Source organism: Novosphingobium sp., assembly GCF_024642085.1.
Lineage (GTDB): Bacteria > Pseudomonadota > Alphaproteobacteria > Sphingomonadales > Sphingomonadaceae > Novosphingobium.
On the sequence record NZ_JAHEBV010000025.1, the window covers coordinates 1 to 17,643 of the forward strand.

General features: G+C 62.6%; 19 protein-coding genes and 1 tRNA gene. 12 read left to right on the forward strand and 8 right to left on the reverse strand.

Going from position 1 to position 17,643, the window contains the following annotated elements:
• Both Q0L62_RS10380 and Q0L62_RS10385 read right to left on the reverse strand, forming a co-directional pair.
• Window positions 1–555 (reverse strand): CHASE4 domain-containing protein (locus Q0L62_RS10380; protein WP_296679515.1); only part of this gene is annotated, 555 nt, incomplete at its 3' end.
• Window positions 556–585: 30 nt separating this feature from the next.
• The gene (locus Q0L62_RS10385) at window positions 586–2,466 is read right to left on the reverse strand and encodes an EAL domain-containing protein (RefSeq protein ID WP_296679517.1); all 1,881 of its coding nucleotides are present in this window, start codon (window positions 2,464–2,466) and stop codon (window positions 586–588) included.
• A 158-nt stretch (window positions 2,467–2,624) separates the two neighbouring features.
• On the opposite strand from Q0L62_RS10385, the gene Q0L62_RS10390 reads away from it, so the two are divergent.
• Entirely contained in the window at window positions 2,625–3,350 is a 726-nt protein-coding gene (locus Q0L62_RS10390; RefSeq protein ID WP_296679519.1) for a TorF family putative porin, read from the forward strand.
• Between the two features lie 169 nt (window positions 3,351–3,519).
• Here the strand turns inward: Q0L62_RS10390 and Q0L62_RS10395 are convergent.
• A tRNA-Gln gene (locus Q0L62_RS10395) sits at window positions 3,520–3,594 on the reverse strand.
• A 49-nt stretch (window positions 3,595–3,643) separates the two neighbouring features.
• Window positions 3,644–4,486, reverse strand: a complete 843-nt coding sequence (gene yghU / locus Q0L62_RS10400; protein ID WP_296679521.1) for a glutathione-dependent disulfide-bond oxidoreductase — start codon at window positions 4,484–4,486, stop codon at window positions 3,644–3,646.
• 104 nt (window positions 4,487–4,590) lie between these two features.
• Here yghU and Q0L62_RS10405 point away from each other — a divergent pair, with 104 nt between their 5' ends.
• Complete coding sequence (locus Q0L62_RS10405) at window positions 4,591–5,622, forward strand: DNA topoisomerase IB (protein WP_296679523.1); 1,032 nt, start codon at window positions 4,591–4,593, stop codon at window positions 5,620–5,622.
• On the opposite strand, the gene Q0L62_RS10410 is transcribed toward Q0L62_RS10405, so the two are convergent.
• Window positions 5,619–6,716: a branched-chain amino acid aminotransferase gene (locus Q0L62_RS10410; RefSeq protein WP_296679525.1), complete on the reverse strand. Its 1,098-nt coding sequence runs from the start codon at window positions 6,714–6,716 to the stop codon at window positions 5,619–5,621. The genes Q0L62_RS10405 and Q0L62_RS10410 overlap by 4 nt on opposite strands.
• Before the next feature lie 490 nt (window positions 6,717–7,206).
• Window positions 7,207–7,752, reverse strand: a complete 546-nt coding sequence (locus Q0L62_RS10415; protein ID WP_296679527.1) for a hypothetical protein — start codon at window positions 7,750–7,752, stop codon at window positions 7,207–7,209.
• Window positions 7,753–7,779: 27 nt separating this feature from the next.
• Here Q0L62_RS10415 and Q0L62_RS10420 point away from each other — a divergent pair, with 27 nt between their 5' ends.
• The 7 genes from Q0L62_RS10420 to Q0L62_RS10450 all read left to right on the forward strand — a co-directional run bounded on the left by Q0L62_RS10420 (window position 7,780) and on the right by Q0L62_RS10450 (window position 12,629).
• On the forward strand, window positions 7,780–8,523 hold the full coding sequence (locus Q0L62_RS10420) for a TlyA family RNA methyltransferase (RefSeq protein WP_296679529.1): 744 nt from the start codon (window positions 7,780–7,782) through the stop codon (window positions 8,521–8,523).
• An 83-nt stretch (window positions 8,524–8,606) separates the two neighbouring features.
• On the forward strand, window positions 8,607–9,155 hold the full coding sequence (locus tag Q0L62_RS10425; protein ID WP_296679531.1) for a TspO/MBR family protein: 549 nt from the start codon (window positions 8,607–8,609) through the stop codon (window positions 9,153–9,155).
• Window positions 9,156–9,181: 26 nt separating this feature from the next.
• Complete coding sequence (locus Q0L62_RS10430; protein ID WP_296679532.1) at window positions 9,182–9,436, forward strand: accessory factor UbiK family protein; 255 nt, start codon at window positions 9,182–9,184, stop codon at window positions 9,434–9,436.
• Between the two features lie 60 nt (window positions 9,437–9,496).
• Entirely contained in the window at window positions 9,497–9,799 is a 303-nt protein-coding gene (locus Q0L62_RS10435) for a hypothetical protein (protein ID WP_296679534.1), read from the forward strand.
• 51 nt (window positions 9,800–9,850) lie between these two features.
• The gene (locus Q0L62_RS10440; RefSeq protein WP_296679536.1) at window positions 9,851–10,453 is read left to right on the forward strand and encodes a recombination protein O N-terminal domain-containing protein; all 603 of its coding nucleotides are present in this window, start codon (window positions 9,851–9,853) and stop codon (window positions 10,451–10,453) included.
• Between the two features lie 6 nt (window positions 10,454–10,459).
• Window positions 10,460–11,503 carry a 3-isopropylmalate dehydrogenase gene (gene leuB / locus Q0L62_RS10445; protein ID WP_296679538.1) on the forward strand — a complete coding sequence of 348 codons (1,044 nt, stop codon included), beginning with the start codon at window positions 10,460–10,462 and terminating at the stop codon, window positions 11,501–11,503.
• 1 nt (window position 11,504) lies between these two features.
• A complete protein-coding gene (locus tag Q0L62_RS10450; protein WP_296679539.1) occupies window positions 11,505–12,629 on the forward strand; it encodes a glycosyltransferase family 2 protein in 1,125 nt (374 codons plus the stop codon).
• On the opposite strand, the gene Q0L62_RS10455 is transcribed toward Q0L62_RS10450, so the two are convergent.
• Window positions 12,626–13,903, reverse strand: a complete 1,278-nt coding sequence (locus Q0L62_RS10455) for a phospholipid carrier-dependent glycosyltransferase (RefSeq protein ID WP_296679541.1) — start codon at window positions 13,901–13,903, stop codon at window positions 12,626–12,628. The two genes, Q0L62_RS10450 and Q0L62_RS10455, sit on opposite strands and share 4 nt — an antisense overlap.
• A gap of 51 nt (window positions 13,904–13,954) precedes the next feature.
• Entirely contained in the window at window positions 13,955–14,347 is a 393-nt protein-coding gene (locus tag Q0L62_RS10460; RefSeq protein ID WP_296679542.1) for a hypothetical protein, read from the reverse strand.
• 88 nt (window positions 14,348–14,435) lie between these two features.
• Here Q0L62_RS10460 and Q0L62_RS10465 point away from each other — a divergent pair, with 88 nt between their 5' ends.
• The 3 genes from Q0L62_RS10465 (at window position 14,436) to Q0L62_RS10475 (ending at window position 17,637) form a co-directional block, all read left to right on the forward strand.
• Window positions 14,436–14,966 (forward strand): TetR/AcrR family transcriptional regulator, encoded by a 531-nt coding sequence (locus tag Q0L62_RS10465; RefSeq protein WP_296679544.1) that lies wholly within the window; start codon window positions 14,436–14,438, stop codon window positions 14,964–14,966.
• A gap of 42 nt (window positions 14,967–15,008) precedes the next feature.
• A complete protein-coding gene (locus Q0L62_RS10470) occupies window positions 15,009–16,214 on the forward strand; it encodes an aminotransferase class I/II-fold pyridoxal phosphate-dependent enzyme (protein WP_296679546.1) in 1,206 nt (401 codons plus the stop codon).
• A 64-nt stretch (window positions 16,215–16,278) separates the two neighbouring features.
• Window positions 16,279–17,637 carry a PAS domain S-box protein gene (locus Q0L62_RS10475; RefSeq protein WP_296679549.1) on the forward strand — a complete coding sequence of 453 codons (1,359 nt, stop codon included), beginning with the start codon at window positions 16,279–16,281 and terminating at the stop codon, window positions 17,635–17,637.
• Window positions 17,638–17,643 lie beyond the last annotated feature (6 nt).

Here is a 17,643-nt window from a genome sequence, read left to right on the forward strand (position 1 = left end):
TTCATCGCTGCGGACGATCGGAACCAGGGCAACTGACAGGATCCGCCCATCTATCTTCAGGAACCCGGACAGTTGCCCGCTGCGCTGCACCCTGGCGCGGATTGCCGGATCCTGGACAAGTCTGGCGATAGTCAGGCTTCGGCCCTCATCCTGCTTGCCAGTTGCCAGGTCTACATACCGGACCAGGCGCGGCTGGCCATCATATCGAGCGTAAGCCATGATATTGACGCCGGCGTGGACCAGCCCCGTTACGGGCGCGTTGACTTGAACGAAGTCGGCATTGTTATCTTGAATGTAATCGAAGCTGTCGTCCCAGACAGAATAGTCTGTCGTTGAATCTTCGGCGAACTTGACGGCAGTGGCCAGGACTTCTCCTGCGCGGGCATATTGATCCTGCGCCGCTTGCTGTTCAAGCTGCTCGAAAGCCGGGCTGACCGCGCGGTCAAGCATCCAGCCGCCGCCCGCCAGAGCGGCAAGGCCGACCAGCAGAAACACAAGATTGAACTTGAGCCCCAAGGCCAGATTGCGCCATCCTGATGCGAGCTTTGTAAGCATGGTGCGTGTCCCGGTCAGGCTGTTTCGGGGTCAGGCCGCAGACTTGCGATTTGCCACTGGCAGCATCTCGCTGGTCACACTCGCAGTTGCCTCCGCCTGCGCGACCGGCCTGCCGAAATGGAACCCCTGCATGTGCGAACAGCCCGACAGTTGCAGCGCGTGATGCTGGAATTCGTTCTCTACCCCCTCGGCAACCACGCTGAGTCCCATGGTCTTGGCAAGGTGCGAGATCGATGCAACGATCGCGGTCGAATTGCTCTCCCGGCCGAGCGCATCGACAAAGGAACGGTCGATCTTGATGCAGTCGATGTTGAAGTTCTTCAGGTTGAACAGGCTTGAGTAACCGGTGCCGAAATCGTCCAGGGCAATGCGGAAGCCAGCCTTCTGAAGATCACGGACAATTTCCATAGCCATATCGACATTGTCGAACAGCGCGGTCTCGGTAATCTCGATCTGTACCCTGTCGCGCGTGATTCCGGCTTCATCGCAGCAATCGATCAGCATTTGCAAAAGCTTGGGGCGCTGAAACTGCCGGGGTGAGAAGTTGATCGAGACAAACTGCTCCGGCCACTGTGTCGCCGCTGCCAATGCACGCGGCACCACCCAGCTGGAAAGCTCGTGGATCAGCGCACCTTCCTCGGCGATCGGCACGAACAGCGTTGGCGAAACCGAGCCGTGTTCGGCGCTTTCCCAACGCACCAGCGCTTCAAAGCCGACAACTTCGAGCGTGTCGAGCTGGACAATCGGCTGATAGACGAGTTGCAGCCCGTTGTCAGCGATGGCACTGCGCAACCCTTGTTCGATCGAAAGCCGGAAGCGCGAACTGTCGTCAAGCGATTGCTCGAACGGCATGATCATCCCGCGTCCTGCCTGCTTTGCGGCATAAAGCGCCAGATCGGCGCGGCGCATGATATCTATCGGATCATGTTCGCCTTCGGTCTTGCAGGCAGCAAAACCGATCGATGCGCAGCTGTGAACCGAGTGTCCGAAGATCTGGCGTTCTTCGCTGCACAGCTCAAGCAAGGAGCCCAGCAACGGTTTGAAGCCGACAGCCTCGGGTGATGGTAAAATGACGCCGAATTCGTCGCCGCCCAGCCGGGCCACCAGGCAATCGTCCGGTAACGCGCTGTGCAGCGCCTTACCGATCAGCCGGATCAATTCATCCCCGCCGCCATGGCCGAAAATGTCGTTCACAGCCTTGAACCGGTCAAGATCGATCATTGCGACCGTAAAATCGAGATTTTCTTTGGTGATCCGCGTGTTCAATTCGCGCAGGAAAGCAGCCCGGTTGGGCAGTCCTGTCAGCGCATCGTGGTAGGCCGCATGCCGCACGCGGGCTTCGCTTGCGGCAAGTTGGACGTTAGCGTCTTCCAGCTGCCGGACCTGGTCCTTGAGTTGGAGATGCGCCTGGGCCAGCTCGTGCTCAAGCTGCCATTTGTCGGCCAAAGCGCGGGTCATCTGCAGTATTTCGTCCGGCTCGAACGGCTTGACTACGTAGAACAGACGGCTGAGCGGGCCGGCAACCTGTGCCACGGCGAGCGGGCTGCTGTCCGAATAGCCGGTGACCATGACGATATGAATCTGGCTGTCGATTTCGCGGATCTGCCGCGCGGTTTCCTTGCCGTCGATCCCCGGCGGCATGCGCATGTCCAGGAAGATGAGCTGGAATGGCTCGCCCCGGGTCTTGGCATCCTGAACGGCGTTCACGGCATCACCGCCTTGTTGCACGTAAGTCACCACCGGTTCGGGCGAAGCAACTGCGCCGCTGTCGGCCCCGCTCGCGGCATCGTCGAAAAGAGATGCGGCCATTGCGCTCAGATTGCTGGCTGCCCGTCCTGACTGTGCGGTGGCGAACAAGGCTTTGTAGGATTCGATGACGAATGCATCATCGTCGGCAACCAAAACTCGCATCGCACTCGGCCCCCACCAGCTACAAGGGTCGATGAATCGCAGAAACCGGTTAATGACCGATTAGTTAATCAGCAAAAAATCCTGCCGGACGGTTAACCGTGGCTTAGTCAAGTTTCGCCATACAGCCCCCGCATGATCTGCAACTGGGGGGACCGAAAATGCGCCGCTATCTGACCTGCCTGCAAGCCGGAATTACGGCTTCGTGTCTGATTATCGGCGGCGCGGCCGCCCATGCGCAGGATGTTCCTGCTGCCGGCGCGGCGGATACGGCGCCGACTATTGCGTTTGATGCATCGATTGCGCTGGTCAGCGATTACCGCTTTCGCGGCGTATCGCTTTCGGACAAGGGGCCCGCGTTACAGCCAAATGTCACGCTGACTCACAAATCGGGCCTATATCTTGATCTGTGGGGATCGAACGTGGCGGACAATGGCGGCGCGGACGTTGAACTGGATGTGACGCTTGGCTTTGCCAACACCTTGGGACCGGTCGATTATCACCTTGCTGCCGCCTGGTACACCTATCCCGGTGCAGGGCAATTCAACTATGTCGAACTGCGCGCAGGTCTGGGTGTGCAGGCCGGCCCCGCCAAAGTGGGCGTCGAGGCAGCCTACGCGCCGCGCCAGGATCACATCGGCGGAGAGGACAACCTTTATCTGGGGATCAACGCAGAGCTTCCGCTGAGCAACAGTCCGTTCACCCTGACCGCCACTTTCGGCCACGAAAACGGGGCATTCGCGGACAACAAGCTTGACTGGTCGATTGGCGCCAAGGCGGATCTGGCCGGCTTCGAATTAAGCGCCGCCTACGTCGATACCGCGCACACCTTTGGCGATCTGCTGACCAATGCGACCGCGGTCGTTTCCCTGTCCAGATCGTTCTGAACAATAGCCAGCGCGCCGCCGTGCCGAGCGCCACTTCGCAAAGGTAAGTGCCCGAAACCAAAGCATCGCGTGGGCTGAAAAGGCGGCCGCCTATCGCCGCAGGGCAACGCTGGCAGCGATCCCCGCCCAAGCCGGGCTTGATCCTGGGATCGGGAATGCACGGCGATGCTGGCTGGGGCGGCAGGATTCGAACCTGCGAATGCCGGTACCAAAAACCGGTGCCTTACCACTTGGCGACGCCCCAGCACGAAGGCGCGCTCTTAGCAGAGCAGGCCTTGCGGGCAAGGGGGGACTTACGCTGTTTCCAGTGTATCGAAATCTGCTGCGCTGTGGCGTTCCAGCAGGCCGGTCTGAACGTTGACCTTTTGCCCGCGCTTGACCGCCGGACGGGCGCCGATCTCGTCCACCCAGCGGCCGACGTTGGTATATTCGTGCATCTGCAAAAACGCGCCCGCATCGTTGTAGGCCAGGCCGCGATAGAGCAGGCCGAACCAGGCATAGACCGCCATATCGGCAATGCTGTAGGCGTCCCCGGCCAGGTACCGGCTTTCGCCCAGACGGTTGTCGGCAACGCTGAACAGGCGCTTGGTCTCCATCGAAAAACGGTCAATGGCGTATTCGATCTTGATCGGCGCATAGGCATAGAAGTGGCCAAACCCGCCGCCGATCATCGGCGCGCTGCCCATTTGCCACATCAGCCACGACAGGCATTCGGCCCGGCCCCTGGCATTTGTGGGCATAAAGGCGCCGAACTTTTCGGCCAGATGCAGCAGGATAGCGCCGCTTTCGAACACGCGGATCGGTTCCGGGCCCGACCGGTCAAGCAGCGCGGGAATCTTTGAATTGGGATTGAGCGCGACGAAACCAGATCCGAACTGGTCGCCTTCGCGGATGTTGATCAGCCAGGCGTCGTATTCGGCATCGCTGTGGCCGGCGGCGAGCAGCTCTTCAAACAGGATGGTCACCTTTTGCCCATTGGGCGTGCCCAGCGAATAGAGCTGGAACGGGTGCTGACCGACGGGCAGTTCGTGATCCTTCTGCGCGCCCGCGGTCGGCCGGTTGATCGCTGCAAAAGGTCCGCCGTTGTCCTTGTTCCAGGTCCAGATCTTGGGCGGGGTATACTCGGCGTCAGACATGGCGATCTCCGTAACGGGGCAAACAGCAATCTGACCAGTGTGGCGATGGCGGGACCTGTACGCAAGGGACGGGAACGCCAGACTGCGGTGTGTGTTCAGATAGCATGACCAAGCCCCAGACCATTCGCGCCGGCAATGCCCGGCTGATCTTCGTCGATGACAGTTTGCCGGGGATCACCAGGAAGAAGGCGGGCAAGGGCTGGGCCTATTTCGATCCGCACGGCAAACGCATTGATGACCGCGGCGAGATTGACCGGCTTAACCGCGTTGCCTTGCCGCCCGCCTATCGCGACGCCTGGTACTGCCCGGCGGATAATGGTCATATCCTGGCAATCGGCTATGACGACAAGGGGCGCAAGCAGTACCGCTATCACCCTGATTTTCGCAGCCACCGCGAAGGCGAAAAGTTTGATGGCTGCGCTGCCTTTGGCCGGTTGCTGCCGCTGGTCCGCCAGCGGGTCGAAGCGCATCTTGCCTCGCCCCGGCTGACGCGGGAGCGGGCGATCGCCTCGATCGTCCGGCTGCTGGACACCGGCGGCATCCGGATCGGCAACGAAGCCTATGCACAAAGCAACAAGAGCTTTGGCGCCACCACACTGCGGATGCGCCATGCCAAGGCGCAGGGTAATGTGCTGACTCTGCGGTTCCGCGCCAAAAGCGGCAAGGATTGCCAGATGAAAGTGACTGACCGGGGGCTGGCCCGGTTTGTCAAGAAGATGCAGGATCTGCCCGGCCAGCACCTGTTTCAGTACCTGGACGATGATGGCAATCCCGCACCGGTCGGATCGGCGGACGTCAATGATTACCTGCGCGAGACCGCCGGCGCCGATATCACCGCAAAGAACTTTCGCACCTGGCACGCCAGCGCACTGGGGCTGGAACTGCTGGCCGAGGCGGAGGGCACGTTGCCGCTGAAGGCGCTGTTAAACGCGGTCAGCGATCGGCTGGGCAACACGCCGGCCGTGGCGCGCCGGTCCTATATCCATCCTGCCGTCATCGCGCTGGTCGATCGCCAGCAGGCGTTCCGCGCCGAACTGGAGTTGCCGCGCAAGACCCGCTGGCTGTCACGCCATGAGCGGGCGCTGATCGGGCTGTTGGAAGAAGGCCCCAGGGCCGCCGAACTGCTGGTCGCCTAAAGCGGCACCACCCACCCGTGCGGATCGGGCGCAGTGCCGCGCTGAATTGCGACAAGGCGGTCCTTGAGCTTGCCGGTCAGCTGACCGGGTCCGCCCGATCCGATCACGAAATCGCCGTTCCGATCCGCCACCTTGCCGACCGGGGTAACCACCGCCGCTGTGCCGCAGGCAAACGCTTCGACCAGCTTGCCGCTGGCCGCATCGGCGCGCCAGGCATCGAGGCTGTAGGGCTCCTCGCTTACGCTCAGCCCTTCGTCGCGGGCCAGCGCGATCAGGCTGTCGCGGGTGATCCCGGGCAGGATCGTGCCGCCCAGCGGGGGCGTGATCAGCCGCCCGTCGTCAAAGGCGAAGAACAGGTTCATCCCTCCCAGTTCCTCAACCCAGCGGTGTTCGGCAGCGTCGAGGAACAGCACTTGGTCGTGGCCGCGGGCAAAGGCTTCGGCGGTCGGCACCAGGCTGGCAGCATAATTGCCGCCGCACTTGGCCGCTCCCGTTCCGCCTGGCGCGGCGCGGGTATAGTCCGAAACCCAGATCGACACCGCTGGCGCGCCCGATTTGAAATAGTTGCCCGCCGGGCTGGCGATGACGATGAAAGAGTATGTCTTGGCCGGGCGCACACCCAGGAAAGCCTCGGTCGCGATCATGAAAGGGCGCAGGTACAGCGAACCGCCTTCTACGCTGGGGAACCAGTCGGCATCGGCGCGGACCAGTTCCTTGATCGCGGCGATGAACAGGTCTTCGGGCAGGGCGGGCATCGCCAGCCGCTGGGCAGAGGCATTGAACCGGCGCGCGTTGGCATCAGGGCGGAACAACGCCGTTGATCCGTCAGCCAGGCGGTAAGCCTTCAGCCCTTCGAAGATTTCCTGCGCATAGTGCAGCACAGCGGCAGCGGGATCGAGACTGAGCGGGCCGCGCGGACCGATTACGGCGCTATGCCAACCCTTTCCTTCTTCCCAGTCGATCGTGACCATGTGGTCGGTAAACGCCTTGCCAAATCCCGGATCGGCCAGCACCGCCCCGCGCGCATCCACTGCCATCGGGGCAGGATGCGGCAGGCGGGTGAACTGGGTAGCCGGATCGGCAAGGGTCGCCATGGGGGGTTTCCTTTATTGCGAAAGCGGGCGTTTGTACGAAAATTACGTAAAGCGCAAGGTTTAAGAAATTATCGACAAGGATGCATTTGCCTCTTCGCAGGGATAGCCGCAGCTATTCGCGATTCCAAGGGGCCTGAAAATGAGAAGGGCGGCCCTGCCTAGCAGGAACCGCCCTTCGCATGGTCAGCGGCCGGAAGTGCCGCTCACGAAGCCTTTATCGCGTGGGTGAAACTCAGCGATAATGCTCCATGACGCGGATTACCGACCCCCTTGCTGAACCATGAGACATCGGTCACCTCCTTTCGCGCTGTTGAAGCCAAGTTCGCTTCCCTTTCGGGTTGCTGGGCCGGGTTGGATATCCGCTCCGTCCTTGACACCATGTGTGAATCATTCCGCGCTGCACAACAAGTCTTGCAAAGATTTTTTTTGGCGTCAGAATCCGTAACTTCGGGCCTGCGTCGGGGTTATCCCCAACAGGCTGCAAGACCGTTCAGCGGCAGTCTTCGATCACGCGGCTCAGTTCAGGCCAGCTCGGCAGAAACAGCGTGGGCTGTCCGGCCGTTTCCAGCGCAAAGCGGCCACGCGAAAATGCTATCGCATCCAGCAGCGGACTGCGCGGCGGCAAGGCAGATACTATCCATCCCGCCGGGCTGAGCGCCGGATCGCTCAGCAGCGGGGTGCTGCCGCTCGACGTGGTGATCTGCACCGGAACAGCGCTGGTCCCGGCGCCAGGGCGAGCCAGCAGCACTTTTCCGGAAGCCCTGTCGCAAGACAGCCAAGTTGCGGCGCCGCCGCCCGGCTGGGCAAAGGTTGCGCGCGATTGCCCGCCGCTGATCGACCACAGCCAGGTGCCGGGTGTCTGCGGCGAATCGCGCCAGTCAACCGGCGCAGCAGGCAGGGGCGGGGGCGGCGCCGGTCTGGGGCGCGGTGCGGGGGCGGGCGCGGGCGGCGGAACCTTTGGCGCGACGCAATTGCTCAGCGCGATGGCGGCGCCAAGGATGACAAGTGTGCGGGAGATTGAACGAATTGCCTTCACCGCCCTTCTATGGAAGGAGCCGCGGCGATGAGCAAGGCACCGAAAACCCGGGTGGACCAGTTGCTGGTGGAACGCGGCCTGGCCGAAAGCCGCACCCGTGCACAGGCGTTGGTGCTGGCAGGCACGGTGTTTTCGGGCGAATCCCGGATTGCCAAGCCCGGCCAGCAGATTGCCGCCGATGCGGCGCTGGAAGTGCGCGGGCGAGATCATCCGTGGGTTTCGCGCGGCGGGATCAAGCTGGCCCATGCGCTAGACGTGTTTGCGCTCGATCCTGCCGGCGCGACTGCGATGGACATCGGCAGTTCGACCGGCGGGTTCACCGACGTACTGCTGAGCCGCGGTGCGGCGCGGGTTTTCGCCGTCGATTCGGGTACCAATCAGCTTGCCTGGAAGCTGCGGCAGGACCCCCGTGTTACCGTGCTGGAACAGACCAGTGCCCGGATCCTTACCGCCGATTTGATTGATGCGCCGTGCAACTGGGTAGTCTGCGACGCAAGCTTCATCGGCCTTTCCAAGGTTTTGGACGTGCCGCTGCACCTGGCCGCGCCGGGTTGCCAGCTGGTCGCGCTGATCAAACCGCAGTTCGAAGTGGGCCGCGGCGAAGTGGGCAAAGGCGGCGTGGTGCGCGATCCCGCGCTGCACGAACGCGTCTGCGGCGAAGTACGGGGCTGGATCGAAGGGTTGGGCTGGACCGTGCAAGGCATCGCTGAAAGCCCGATCAAGGGCCCCGAAGGCAATGCCGAGTTTCTGATTGCTGCGCACCGGGGCTGAAAAGCGTGGTTATCGGGATTGCGTGACTGGTTGTGCCCCGCCACTATCCGCCCACGTCGCATTCGCGAATCGAGGATTTGCCAATGAGTGAGCTTGCTTCGCCTGCGCAGTTGCGGGCGTCTTTTCTGCGCTGGGCCGTGGTGCTGGTCCCGGTGGTTGAACTGCTGGGCTTTCTGTCCGGGCGGTTGGGTGATGATGCCACCAGCCCGTGGTTTTCCAGCCTGGTCAAGCCGTCAATCTTCCCGCCGCCCGCCGTGTTCGGCATTGTCTGGTCGGTCCTGTTCGCCCTGATCGCGCTGGCTCTGGTCCTGCTGATCACTGCACGGGGCGCGCGGGGGCGCGGCGCCGCCATTGCTGCCTGGATCGTTACATTTGTGCTGATACTGGGCTGGTCGCCGGTATTCTTTGCCGGGCACCGGATAACCGCCGGGCTCTATCTGTTGTTCGCAATCGATGTGGCAGCACTGGCCGCGACGATCCTGGCGTACCGGGTGCGCCCGCTGGCCGGTGCGCTGATGGCGCCGTTCCTGGCCTGGGTGCTTTTTGCAACCGTGCTCAACTGGCAGTTCCTTCTCGCCAATCCCGCTGCCGATGGGGGCGCCGCTTCGACGGTCAGCGTCGACTTGCAATAGCTGCACCCAGCGCCCATTTACCCGCCATGCAAAGTGAAAACCCCCTGTTCGCCGACATCGCCAAACTGCTTAACAGTGCAGCCGGAACCATGGCCGGCATGGGCCGCGAAGCGCGCGAGGCTGCGCGCGAACGGATGAAGGAAGCAATGGGCGGGCTCGATTTCGTCTCGCGCGACGAGTTTGAGGCGGTCAAGGACATGGCGGCCAAGGCGCGGGAAGAAAACGAAGCGCTCAAGTCACGCCTTGCCGCGCTTGAAGCCAGGATGACCGCAAAACGCTGATTTCATGCGGGAACTCTCCTGCGATCCGGCTGTTTGATTTACAACAGTCGGAGATTTGCCGTGTTCACCCAGCTAAACCCCACCATTCCCGTCCATGTTCTGGGCAAGGGCGATGGCTATGCGATCGGCATGATCGATTATGGCCAGGAACATAACCTGATCTGGGTCACCGCGATTGATGAAAGCGGGGAATTATGGTGTGCGCCCAACCACAAGGTGCGGCTGGGCAAGAACTGGACCATGGGCCGCGGCGAAAGCCCGCTGATTTCCAAGGCCAAGGCAGACAAATACGCCGCGGACCATGGCGGCATTGTAAGCGCAAAGATCCTTCCCGATCCGGTCATTTCGCCAGAGCGTTGCTGACCGGACGGTGCTGCGCTTGCCAACGGGCAGCGCTGCACGCAAAGCGGGGGGATGGAGTTTCGCACCCCGGCCATAGTCTGCGCAGTCCGCCAACATGGCGAAACGGCGGCAATTGCCCGGTTCCTGACCGAGCCGCACGGTCTTGTCGCCGCCTATGTCGCCGGGGCGCGGGGGCGTGTCCTGCGGCCGGTACTGATCCCGGGAAACCTGGTCGAAGCGGATTTCCGGTCCCGTTCCGATACGCAGCTTCCATTCGCCCGTGTCGAACTGCTTGAAAGCCGCGGGCCTTGGCTCTCCGAGCCATTGGTCGCCGCTGCCCTATCCTGGATAACAGCACTTACCGCTGGCTCTCTTCCCGAACGCCATGCGTATCCTTCGCTGTTTTCAGCGCTGTCCGGTTTGCTTGCTGCGGTATGCCACGCCCCATCAGCCCGGGGCTGGATGCCGGGGCTGATCGCTTATGAGACACTGCTGCTGCGCGAACTGGGTTACGGCGGCGGAGGCGCGCCGCAGCCGGCTGGTGACTGGGTGCAGAGCCTGGCCGATTTTGACCGGCTGGGCCGTCAATTGGAACGCTATCTTCTTGCCGATCGCCGCGCAGATGTTATGGGCGCGCGCGCCCTGCTGCGCGAGCGGCTGGGCCGGATGGGATAGAACGTGATGAAAATAGCGGTTCTGGCTGGCGACGGCATCGGCCCTGAAGTTACCCGCGAGGCGGTGCGCGTGCTTGAAGCGCTGCGCCTGCCCGATCTGGTGCTTATGGAAGGGGATGTCGGGGGCGTGGCTACCAAGCGCCACGGCACGCCTTTGCCAGCCGAAACGCTGGAAATGGCGCGGACCTGCGATGCCATCCTGTTTGGCGCAGTGGGTGATCCCGACTGCGATCACCTTGACCGCCACTTGCGACCCGAACAGGCGATCCTGGGTCTGCGCAAGGAACTGGAACTGTTCGCTAACTTGCGACCAGCTAAACTTTTCAATGGTTTGGAAGATGCTTCTGCGCTGCGGCCTGAAGTGGCCAGCGCGATCGACTTGCTGATCGTGCGCGAGCTGAACGGCGATGTCTACTTCGGGGAAAAAGGCATCCGCACCCTTCCCGACGGTCAGCGGCAAGGCTGGGACATGATGGCCTACAGCGAAAGCGAAGTTCGGCGCATTGCCCATGTCGGATTCAGGGCGGCGCAGGGCCGGCGGGGCCGGTTGTGCTCGGTCGACAAGGCGAACGTACTGGAAACCAGCCAGGTCTGGCGCGATGTGGTGACCGAAGTGGCACGCGACTATCCCGAGGTTGAGCTAAGCCACATGTACGTTGACAACGCGGCGATGCAGCTGGTCCGCAATCCCGGCCAATTCGATGTGGTAGTCACCGGCAACCTGTTCGGTGATATCCTTTCTGATCAAGCCTCTATGTGTGTAGGTTCAATTGGATTGCTCGCATCGGCGAGTCTGGGTGAGGGGTCGCGCGGGCTGTACGAGCCGATCCACGGTTCCGCCCCTGACATTGCCGGACAAGGCAAGGCCAATCCAATGGCGACCATCCTGTCAGCCGCGATGCTGCTGCGTCATTCTTTACATCTTGAGGATCAAGCGAGCCGGATTGAAACGGCAGTGGCCAAGGCGCTTGCCGACGGGGTCCGCAGCGGCGATCTGGGCGGCACGATGGGCACCGCCGCAATCGGCGATGCGATACTGGAGCGACTGTGACATGACCCTGCGCCTTGGCGTCGTCCTGCCCACCTACAACGAGCGCGGCAATCTGCGGACAATGGTTGCGCGAATTGACAAGGCACTGGCCGGGATCGGCTGGGAAGTCATCATAGTCGATGATAACAGCCCCGATGGCACCGCCGACGAAGCGCGCACGCTGGCACAGGAAGACGGCCGCGTCCGGGTAATCCAAAGGATCGGGCGGCGCGGGCTGTCGTCGGCCGCGATCGAGGGGATGTGCGCCACGGCTGCGCCCGTGGTCGCGGTAATGGATGCCGATCACCAGCACGATCCCGAATTGCTGCCCAAGATGCTGGCCGCGGTCGAAAGCGGTGATTTTGACGTTGCCTACGCCAGCCGTTTTGCCGAAGGGGCCAGTACCGAGGCCTGGGGCCGGCCCGACCGGGTCAAGGCATCAAACCTTGCCAACCGTATTGCCAACAAGGTCACCGGAGTCGAACTGACTGACCCGATGAGCGGGTTTTTCATGCTGCAGACCCAGCTGCTGCGCGCCGATGCGCACCGCCTGTCTGGCGTTGGCTTCAAGATCCTGCTCGATATCCTGGCCACGGTCGACGCGCCGCTGCGGGTCAAAGAGTTTCCGCTGAACTTTGCCGCGCGGGCCGAGGGCGAAAGCAAACTGGACCGCACCGTCATCTTCGAGTTTCTTGTCGGGCTGTACGACAAGTGGCTGGGCCGCTGGATCCCGACGCGGTTTGCGCTGTTCGGGACCATCGGCGGGCTTGGCGTAATTGTCCACATGGCAGTGCTGGCCTTGGTTCTGAACGTGTTCGGCGCGCAATTCCTGGTCAGTCACTATCCCAAGGAAGCATCGTTCATCGTCGCGCAAACCGCCGCGGCAGTGGTGGCGATGACTTTCAACTTCGTGCTCAACAATGAATTGACCTATGCCGACAAGCGGCTGCGCGGGTTTGGCCCGATCATGATGGGCTGGGCGCGCTTTGGCCTGACCTGTGCCTTTGGGCTGCTTGCCAATATTGGTGCGGCGACTGCGCTGGTGCGGCTGGGCTTCCACCCCTATCCCGCTGCGCTGGTCGGAATCGTGCTGGGTTCGGTGTGGAACTTCGCGCTCAGTTCCAAGTTTGTCTGGGGCAAATATTAGCGCCAGCTACGCAGCCACATCCAGTGGGCGAAGCTGGGTTTGCCGCAGCACAGCGCGCCGGCCGCGATGATCGGGTAGAAATAAAGGAACATGCCCGCGCTGAGTGCCAGCGATGCCGGCGTCATCCAGCGCCAGCGGTCTGCCCGCTGCCACAGCGTATCAAGCGCAAGGGCCAGGCAAGCCATCATGAAAGTGCCGGGAAGCAGATAGTGGTAATAGAACTGCACCGGCTTGCCCGACAGCGCCCAGAACAGCATCGACACCAGGTACAGCGCAGCAAAGCCCAGCGCATCCCAGCGGCGGCGGCGGATCCCGGCCCACAGCGCCCAGCCCAGGGCGGGCAACCCTGCCAGCATGGTGAAGGGATTGCCGATCAGCACAATTCCGCGCTGCGCTCCGTCGATTGGTTGGTACAGATACCAGACTGCGCGCCAGTTACCGACCCACTGGTACCAGTAGCTGCGATAGGGATGCGGTTTGACGACGCTGTCCTGCAGTTTGAGCATGGTTTTGTGCCAGCCGATCGGATCCCACGGGTTGGCTGGATTGACCGCCCAGTGAAACGCTGGCCAGAAGGTCAGCCAATAGACCGCCAGCGGAACCAGGCCAAGCCATAGGGCCGCCTCGATCAGCGATACGCCCGGCACCGGCGCTCCGCGCGTGGTGGTTGCAGCGCGCAGGCCATAGCGCAGGCGCAGCGCCAGGAAGACCAGGCCCGGCAGGATCAGCGCCGGGGCGATCGACCACTTCGATCCCAGCGCCAGCCCGGCAAAAACGCCGCTCAGTGCCAGCCGCCAGCGGCCTTGGCGGGGGCGGCGCACGGCGGCGGCAAATTGCCACAGCGCGATCATGCCGAAGCAGGCCATGAACATGTCGAGCATCGCGATGCGGCTCTGGATGAACCAGGCAAAGTCGGTCGCCACCAGGAACGCCGCGATCAACGCCGCGCGTGCGCTGCCGCTGGCGAACCAGACCAGCCGGGAAAAGGCGTAAAGACCCACTCCGCCAGCGATCGCGGACGGAATACGCCAGTGCAGCGGCGTATCGCCCAGGTAACGGATCGCTGCGGCAATGATCGACTTGCCCAGCATCGGATGCTCTGCATTGACGCGCAGGCCCTGGAGCATCTTGCGTGCGGCAACGACGTAATGGATTTCGTCGAAATAGATCTTGGACGGGATATGCAGGTGCCACCAGGCCAGCGCCGTAAAGGCCATGGCCAGCGCTGCGCACCACAGCCACGGATCCCGGTCGGTCGAAAAGCGCGCGCCCATCGCCGCCCGTTATCGGGCGGCGCGCAGCAGCGCAACGTTCTTGCGCGTGCGTCAGGCCTGGGTTGTCGCGGTCCGCTCCAGCCAGAACAGCCGGGCCAGCAGTGCGAACAGCCCGATACTGCCAAGGAACATGACAGGGATCAGCCATGGCCCGATTGCCATGCCAACGCGGCGCGCGCGGGGGGCGGCGAGAAAAAGGGCCGTATTGAGCGCGAAGACCAGATCGTACCACACCTGGACGCCCCAGAAATTGACAGTGTGGTTGGCGATAAACCCGATTGGCCCTTCCTTGATGATGGGAATGAGCGAAAAGGCAAAGAAGCCTGCTGAAAGCAGAGCCGGAATGGCCCATCGGCCCAGCCCGGTCCGCCCCGACGCCAACAGGACCATGAAGAGCAGACCGCAGACGGCTCCGGCGATAAACAGCAATTCGAAATTGGTCATGCTAAGCCTTCCTGAATTGAACGAATCGTTTGTAGCACCCGCTACATAAACCGATTATGTAGCGATCGCTACAGGAAAGTGTTTGGCCGTGGTGCTGACGAAAGACGCGATGGTTCAGGCGATGGTCGGGCATGTGTTGCAGCACGGCCTTGCCGACGCCAGCCTGCGCCCGCTGGCGCGCGCGGCGGGCACGAGCGACCGGATGCTGATCTATCATTTCGGGAGCAAGCAGGATTTGATTGCCGAGATCCTGACCGCGCTCGGCACGATGTACGGGGATACTCTCCACGCGCAAATGACCGGGCGGGCTGCCACGCGCAAAGCCTGCCTTGATCAGCTTGCCGCGATTTCGCGATCAGCGCAGATGCGCCCGGCCATGCGGGTGTGGATGCAGATCCTGGCCGCGGCTGCGGCGGGCGAGACTGCTTATCTGAGGGTCGGCGACCGGATCGTCGGGCAGCTGCTGGGCTGGATCGCGGCGCATTTGCCGGCGGATGATCCTGATGCACAGGGCGCCGCGCAAACAATCCTGGTGACTATCGAAGGGGCGATCGTGCTCGATCTGGCAGGGCGCAGCGATGTCGCCGACGCCGCGCTGGCCAAGGCTTTCGCGCAGTGAGCACGCTTGCCCCGCACTGCGCGGCTGCGTAAGGCGCGGGCTATGAAACGCTCAACCGGCAAAGACCGCTCGATCACCTCCAGATGGCGCCCGGCCACCCAGGCCGTGCGCGCGGGCACCTGGCGCAGCGAGCAGGGCGAGACGAGCGAGGCGCTGTTCCTGACCTCGGGCTATTCGTTCGACGATGCCGAAACGGTCGCCGCGCGGTTCCGCGGCGATGATCCGGGGATGACCTATTCGCGGCTGCAGAACCCGACCGTGGCGATGCTGGAAGAACGCATCGCGGTGATGGACGGGGCGCAGGCGTGCCGCGTCCAGGCAACCGGCATGGCGGCAATGACCGCAGCGCTGCTGTGCCAGCTGAGCGCGGGCGATCACGTGGTTGCCGCGCGCGCGGCTTTCGGATCATGCCGCTGGCTGGTCGATCACCTGCTGCCGCGCTTCGGGATCGAAACGACCACGATCGATGCGCGCGACAACGCGGCATGGGAAGCCGCGATCCGCCCCAACACCAAGGTGTTCTTCTTCGAAACTCCGGCCAACCCTACGATGGATATTGTCGATCTGGCCTTCGTCTGCGGCCTGGCCAAGAGCCGCGGGATCACGACCGTGGTCGACAACGCGTTCTGCACCGCAGCGCTGCAACGCCCGCTGGAATATGGGGCGGATGTGGTGGCCTATTCGGCGACCAAGCTGATGGACGGGCAAGGCCGCGTGTTGGCCGGGGCAGTGGTCGGCAGCGAGGAGTTCATTACGGGCGTGCTGTTGCCGTTCCAGCGCAACACCGGGCCCAACCTGTCACCATTCAACGCATGGGTGGTGCTGAAAGGCCTGGAGACACTGGACCTCAGGGTCAAACGGCAAAGCGAAAACGCGCTGGCGGTCGGCCGTTTTCTGGAGGGCCGCGTGCCCCGGATCAACCATCCGGGTCTGGCCAGCCATCCCCAGCATAACCTGGCCATGCAGCAGATGGACGCCTGCGGTTCGATCTTCAGCTTCGAGGTTGAGGACCGTGATCAGGCCTTCGCCTTGCTCAATGCCCTGACTTTGATCGACATTTCCAACAACATCGGGGATTCGCGTTCGCTGCTGTGCCACAATGCATCGACCACGCATTATTCGGTCAGCGCCGAAGCCCGCGCCGAGATGGGCGTTACGGAAGGCATGCTGCGGATCAACGTCGGGCTGGAAGATCCACAGGACGTGATCGAGGATCTGGACCGCGCACTGCACGCAGCGGGCCTGTAAATCGACGCGCCGCCACACTGATTGCGTTGCCAAGTGCGCATAAACACATCATCGTCACCAGTGTATGGGCACGGTAATGGAACAGAGCGATCTTTTCGAAGCGATCGTCAATTCTTCAGACGCCGCCGTGGTATCCAAAAGTCTCGACGGGACGGTGCTGAGCTGGAACCCGGCCGCTGAAACCATGTTCGGCTGGACTGCAGCCGAAATGGTCGGCCAGTCGGTTCGCCGGATCATTCCGGGCGACCGCCAGGCCGAAGAAGACTTCATCCTTGAGCGCATCGCCAAGGGGGAAAGCTCGACCCGGATGGAAACGGTCCGGCTGCACAAAGACGGATTGCCGGTAGAGGTCGCCGTGCTGGTATCCCCGGTGCGCAGCCGCGCCGGAGAAATCGTTGGTGCCAGCAGTATCATGCGGGACATTTCGGGCGAATTGCGCACCCGGCAGGCGCTCGACGAAAGCGAACAGCGCTTCAGCCTGATGGCCGACAATATCGCGCAACTGGCGTGGATTGCCGATCCGGCTGGCTGGATATTCTGGTACAACCGGCGGTGGTTCGACTATACCGGAACAAGCCTGGACGATATGCAGGGCTGGGGCTGGAAAGCGGTCCACCATCCCGACCATGTCGACCGCGTGGCCGACTATATCGCCCAGTGTTTTGCATCGGGTGAGGAATGGGAAGACACGTTTCCGCTGAGGGGCAAGGACGGCAACTATCGCTGGTTCTTGTCGCGCGCAGTGCCGCTGCGCGATGAACAGGGCAAAATCCTTTATTGGTTCGGGTCCAACACCGATGTGACCGAGCAGCGCGATGCCGAAAGGCGGATCGAGCTGCTGCTGATGGAAGTCAATCACCGGTCGAAAAACCTGCTGACCGTGGTTCAGTCGCTGGCCCGAAGGACAGCAGCGTCCAGTCCCGACACCTTTGTCCTGCGGCTGGAACAGCGCATCGCGAGCCTTGCTGCCAACCAGGACGTCCTGGTCCATCGCAACTGGTCGGCCGTGCCGCTGCGCGAATTGATCGATGCCCAGCTGAATATCCTGGCGGACGAGCGTGACCAGGTGCTGATCGATGGGCCTGATGTGGTTATTCAGCCATCGGCTGCCGAAGCGGTCAGCATGGCGATCCACGAGCTGACGACCAACGCCGAAAAATACGGTGCGCTGTCGGTGCCGCAGGGGCGGGTCACGATCACCTGGGGCACCACCGGCAGCGGCGATACCGCCGAGTTCCTGCTGACCTGGCAGGAAAGCGGCGGACCGCCAGCCCGCACGCCGGACAAGCGCGGGTTCGGATCGCGGATCATCGAGGAAGTGCCGCGCGGCAAATTGCGCGCCGAAGTGGCCGTGGAATACCCGCCCGAAGGGTGCCGGTTCACTCTGCGCTGCCCGCCACAGAACGTGCTGGCGCTGGGCTGAACCCAG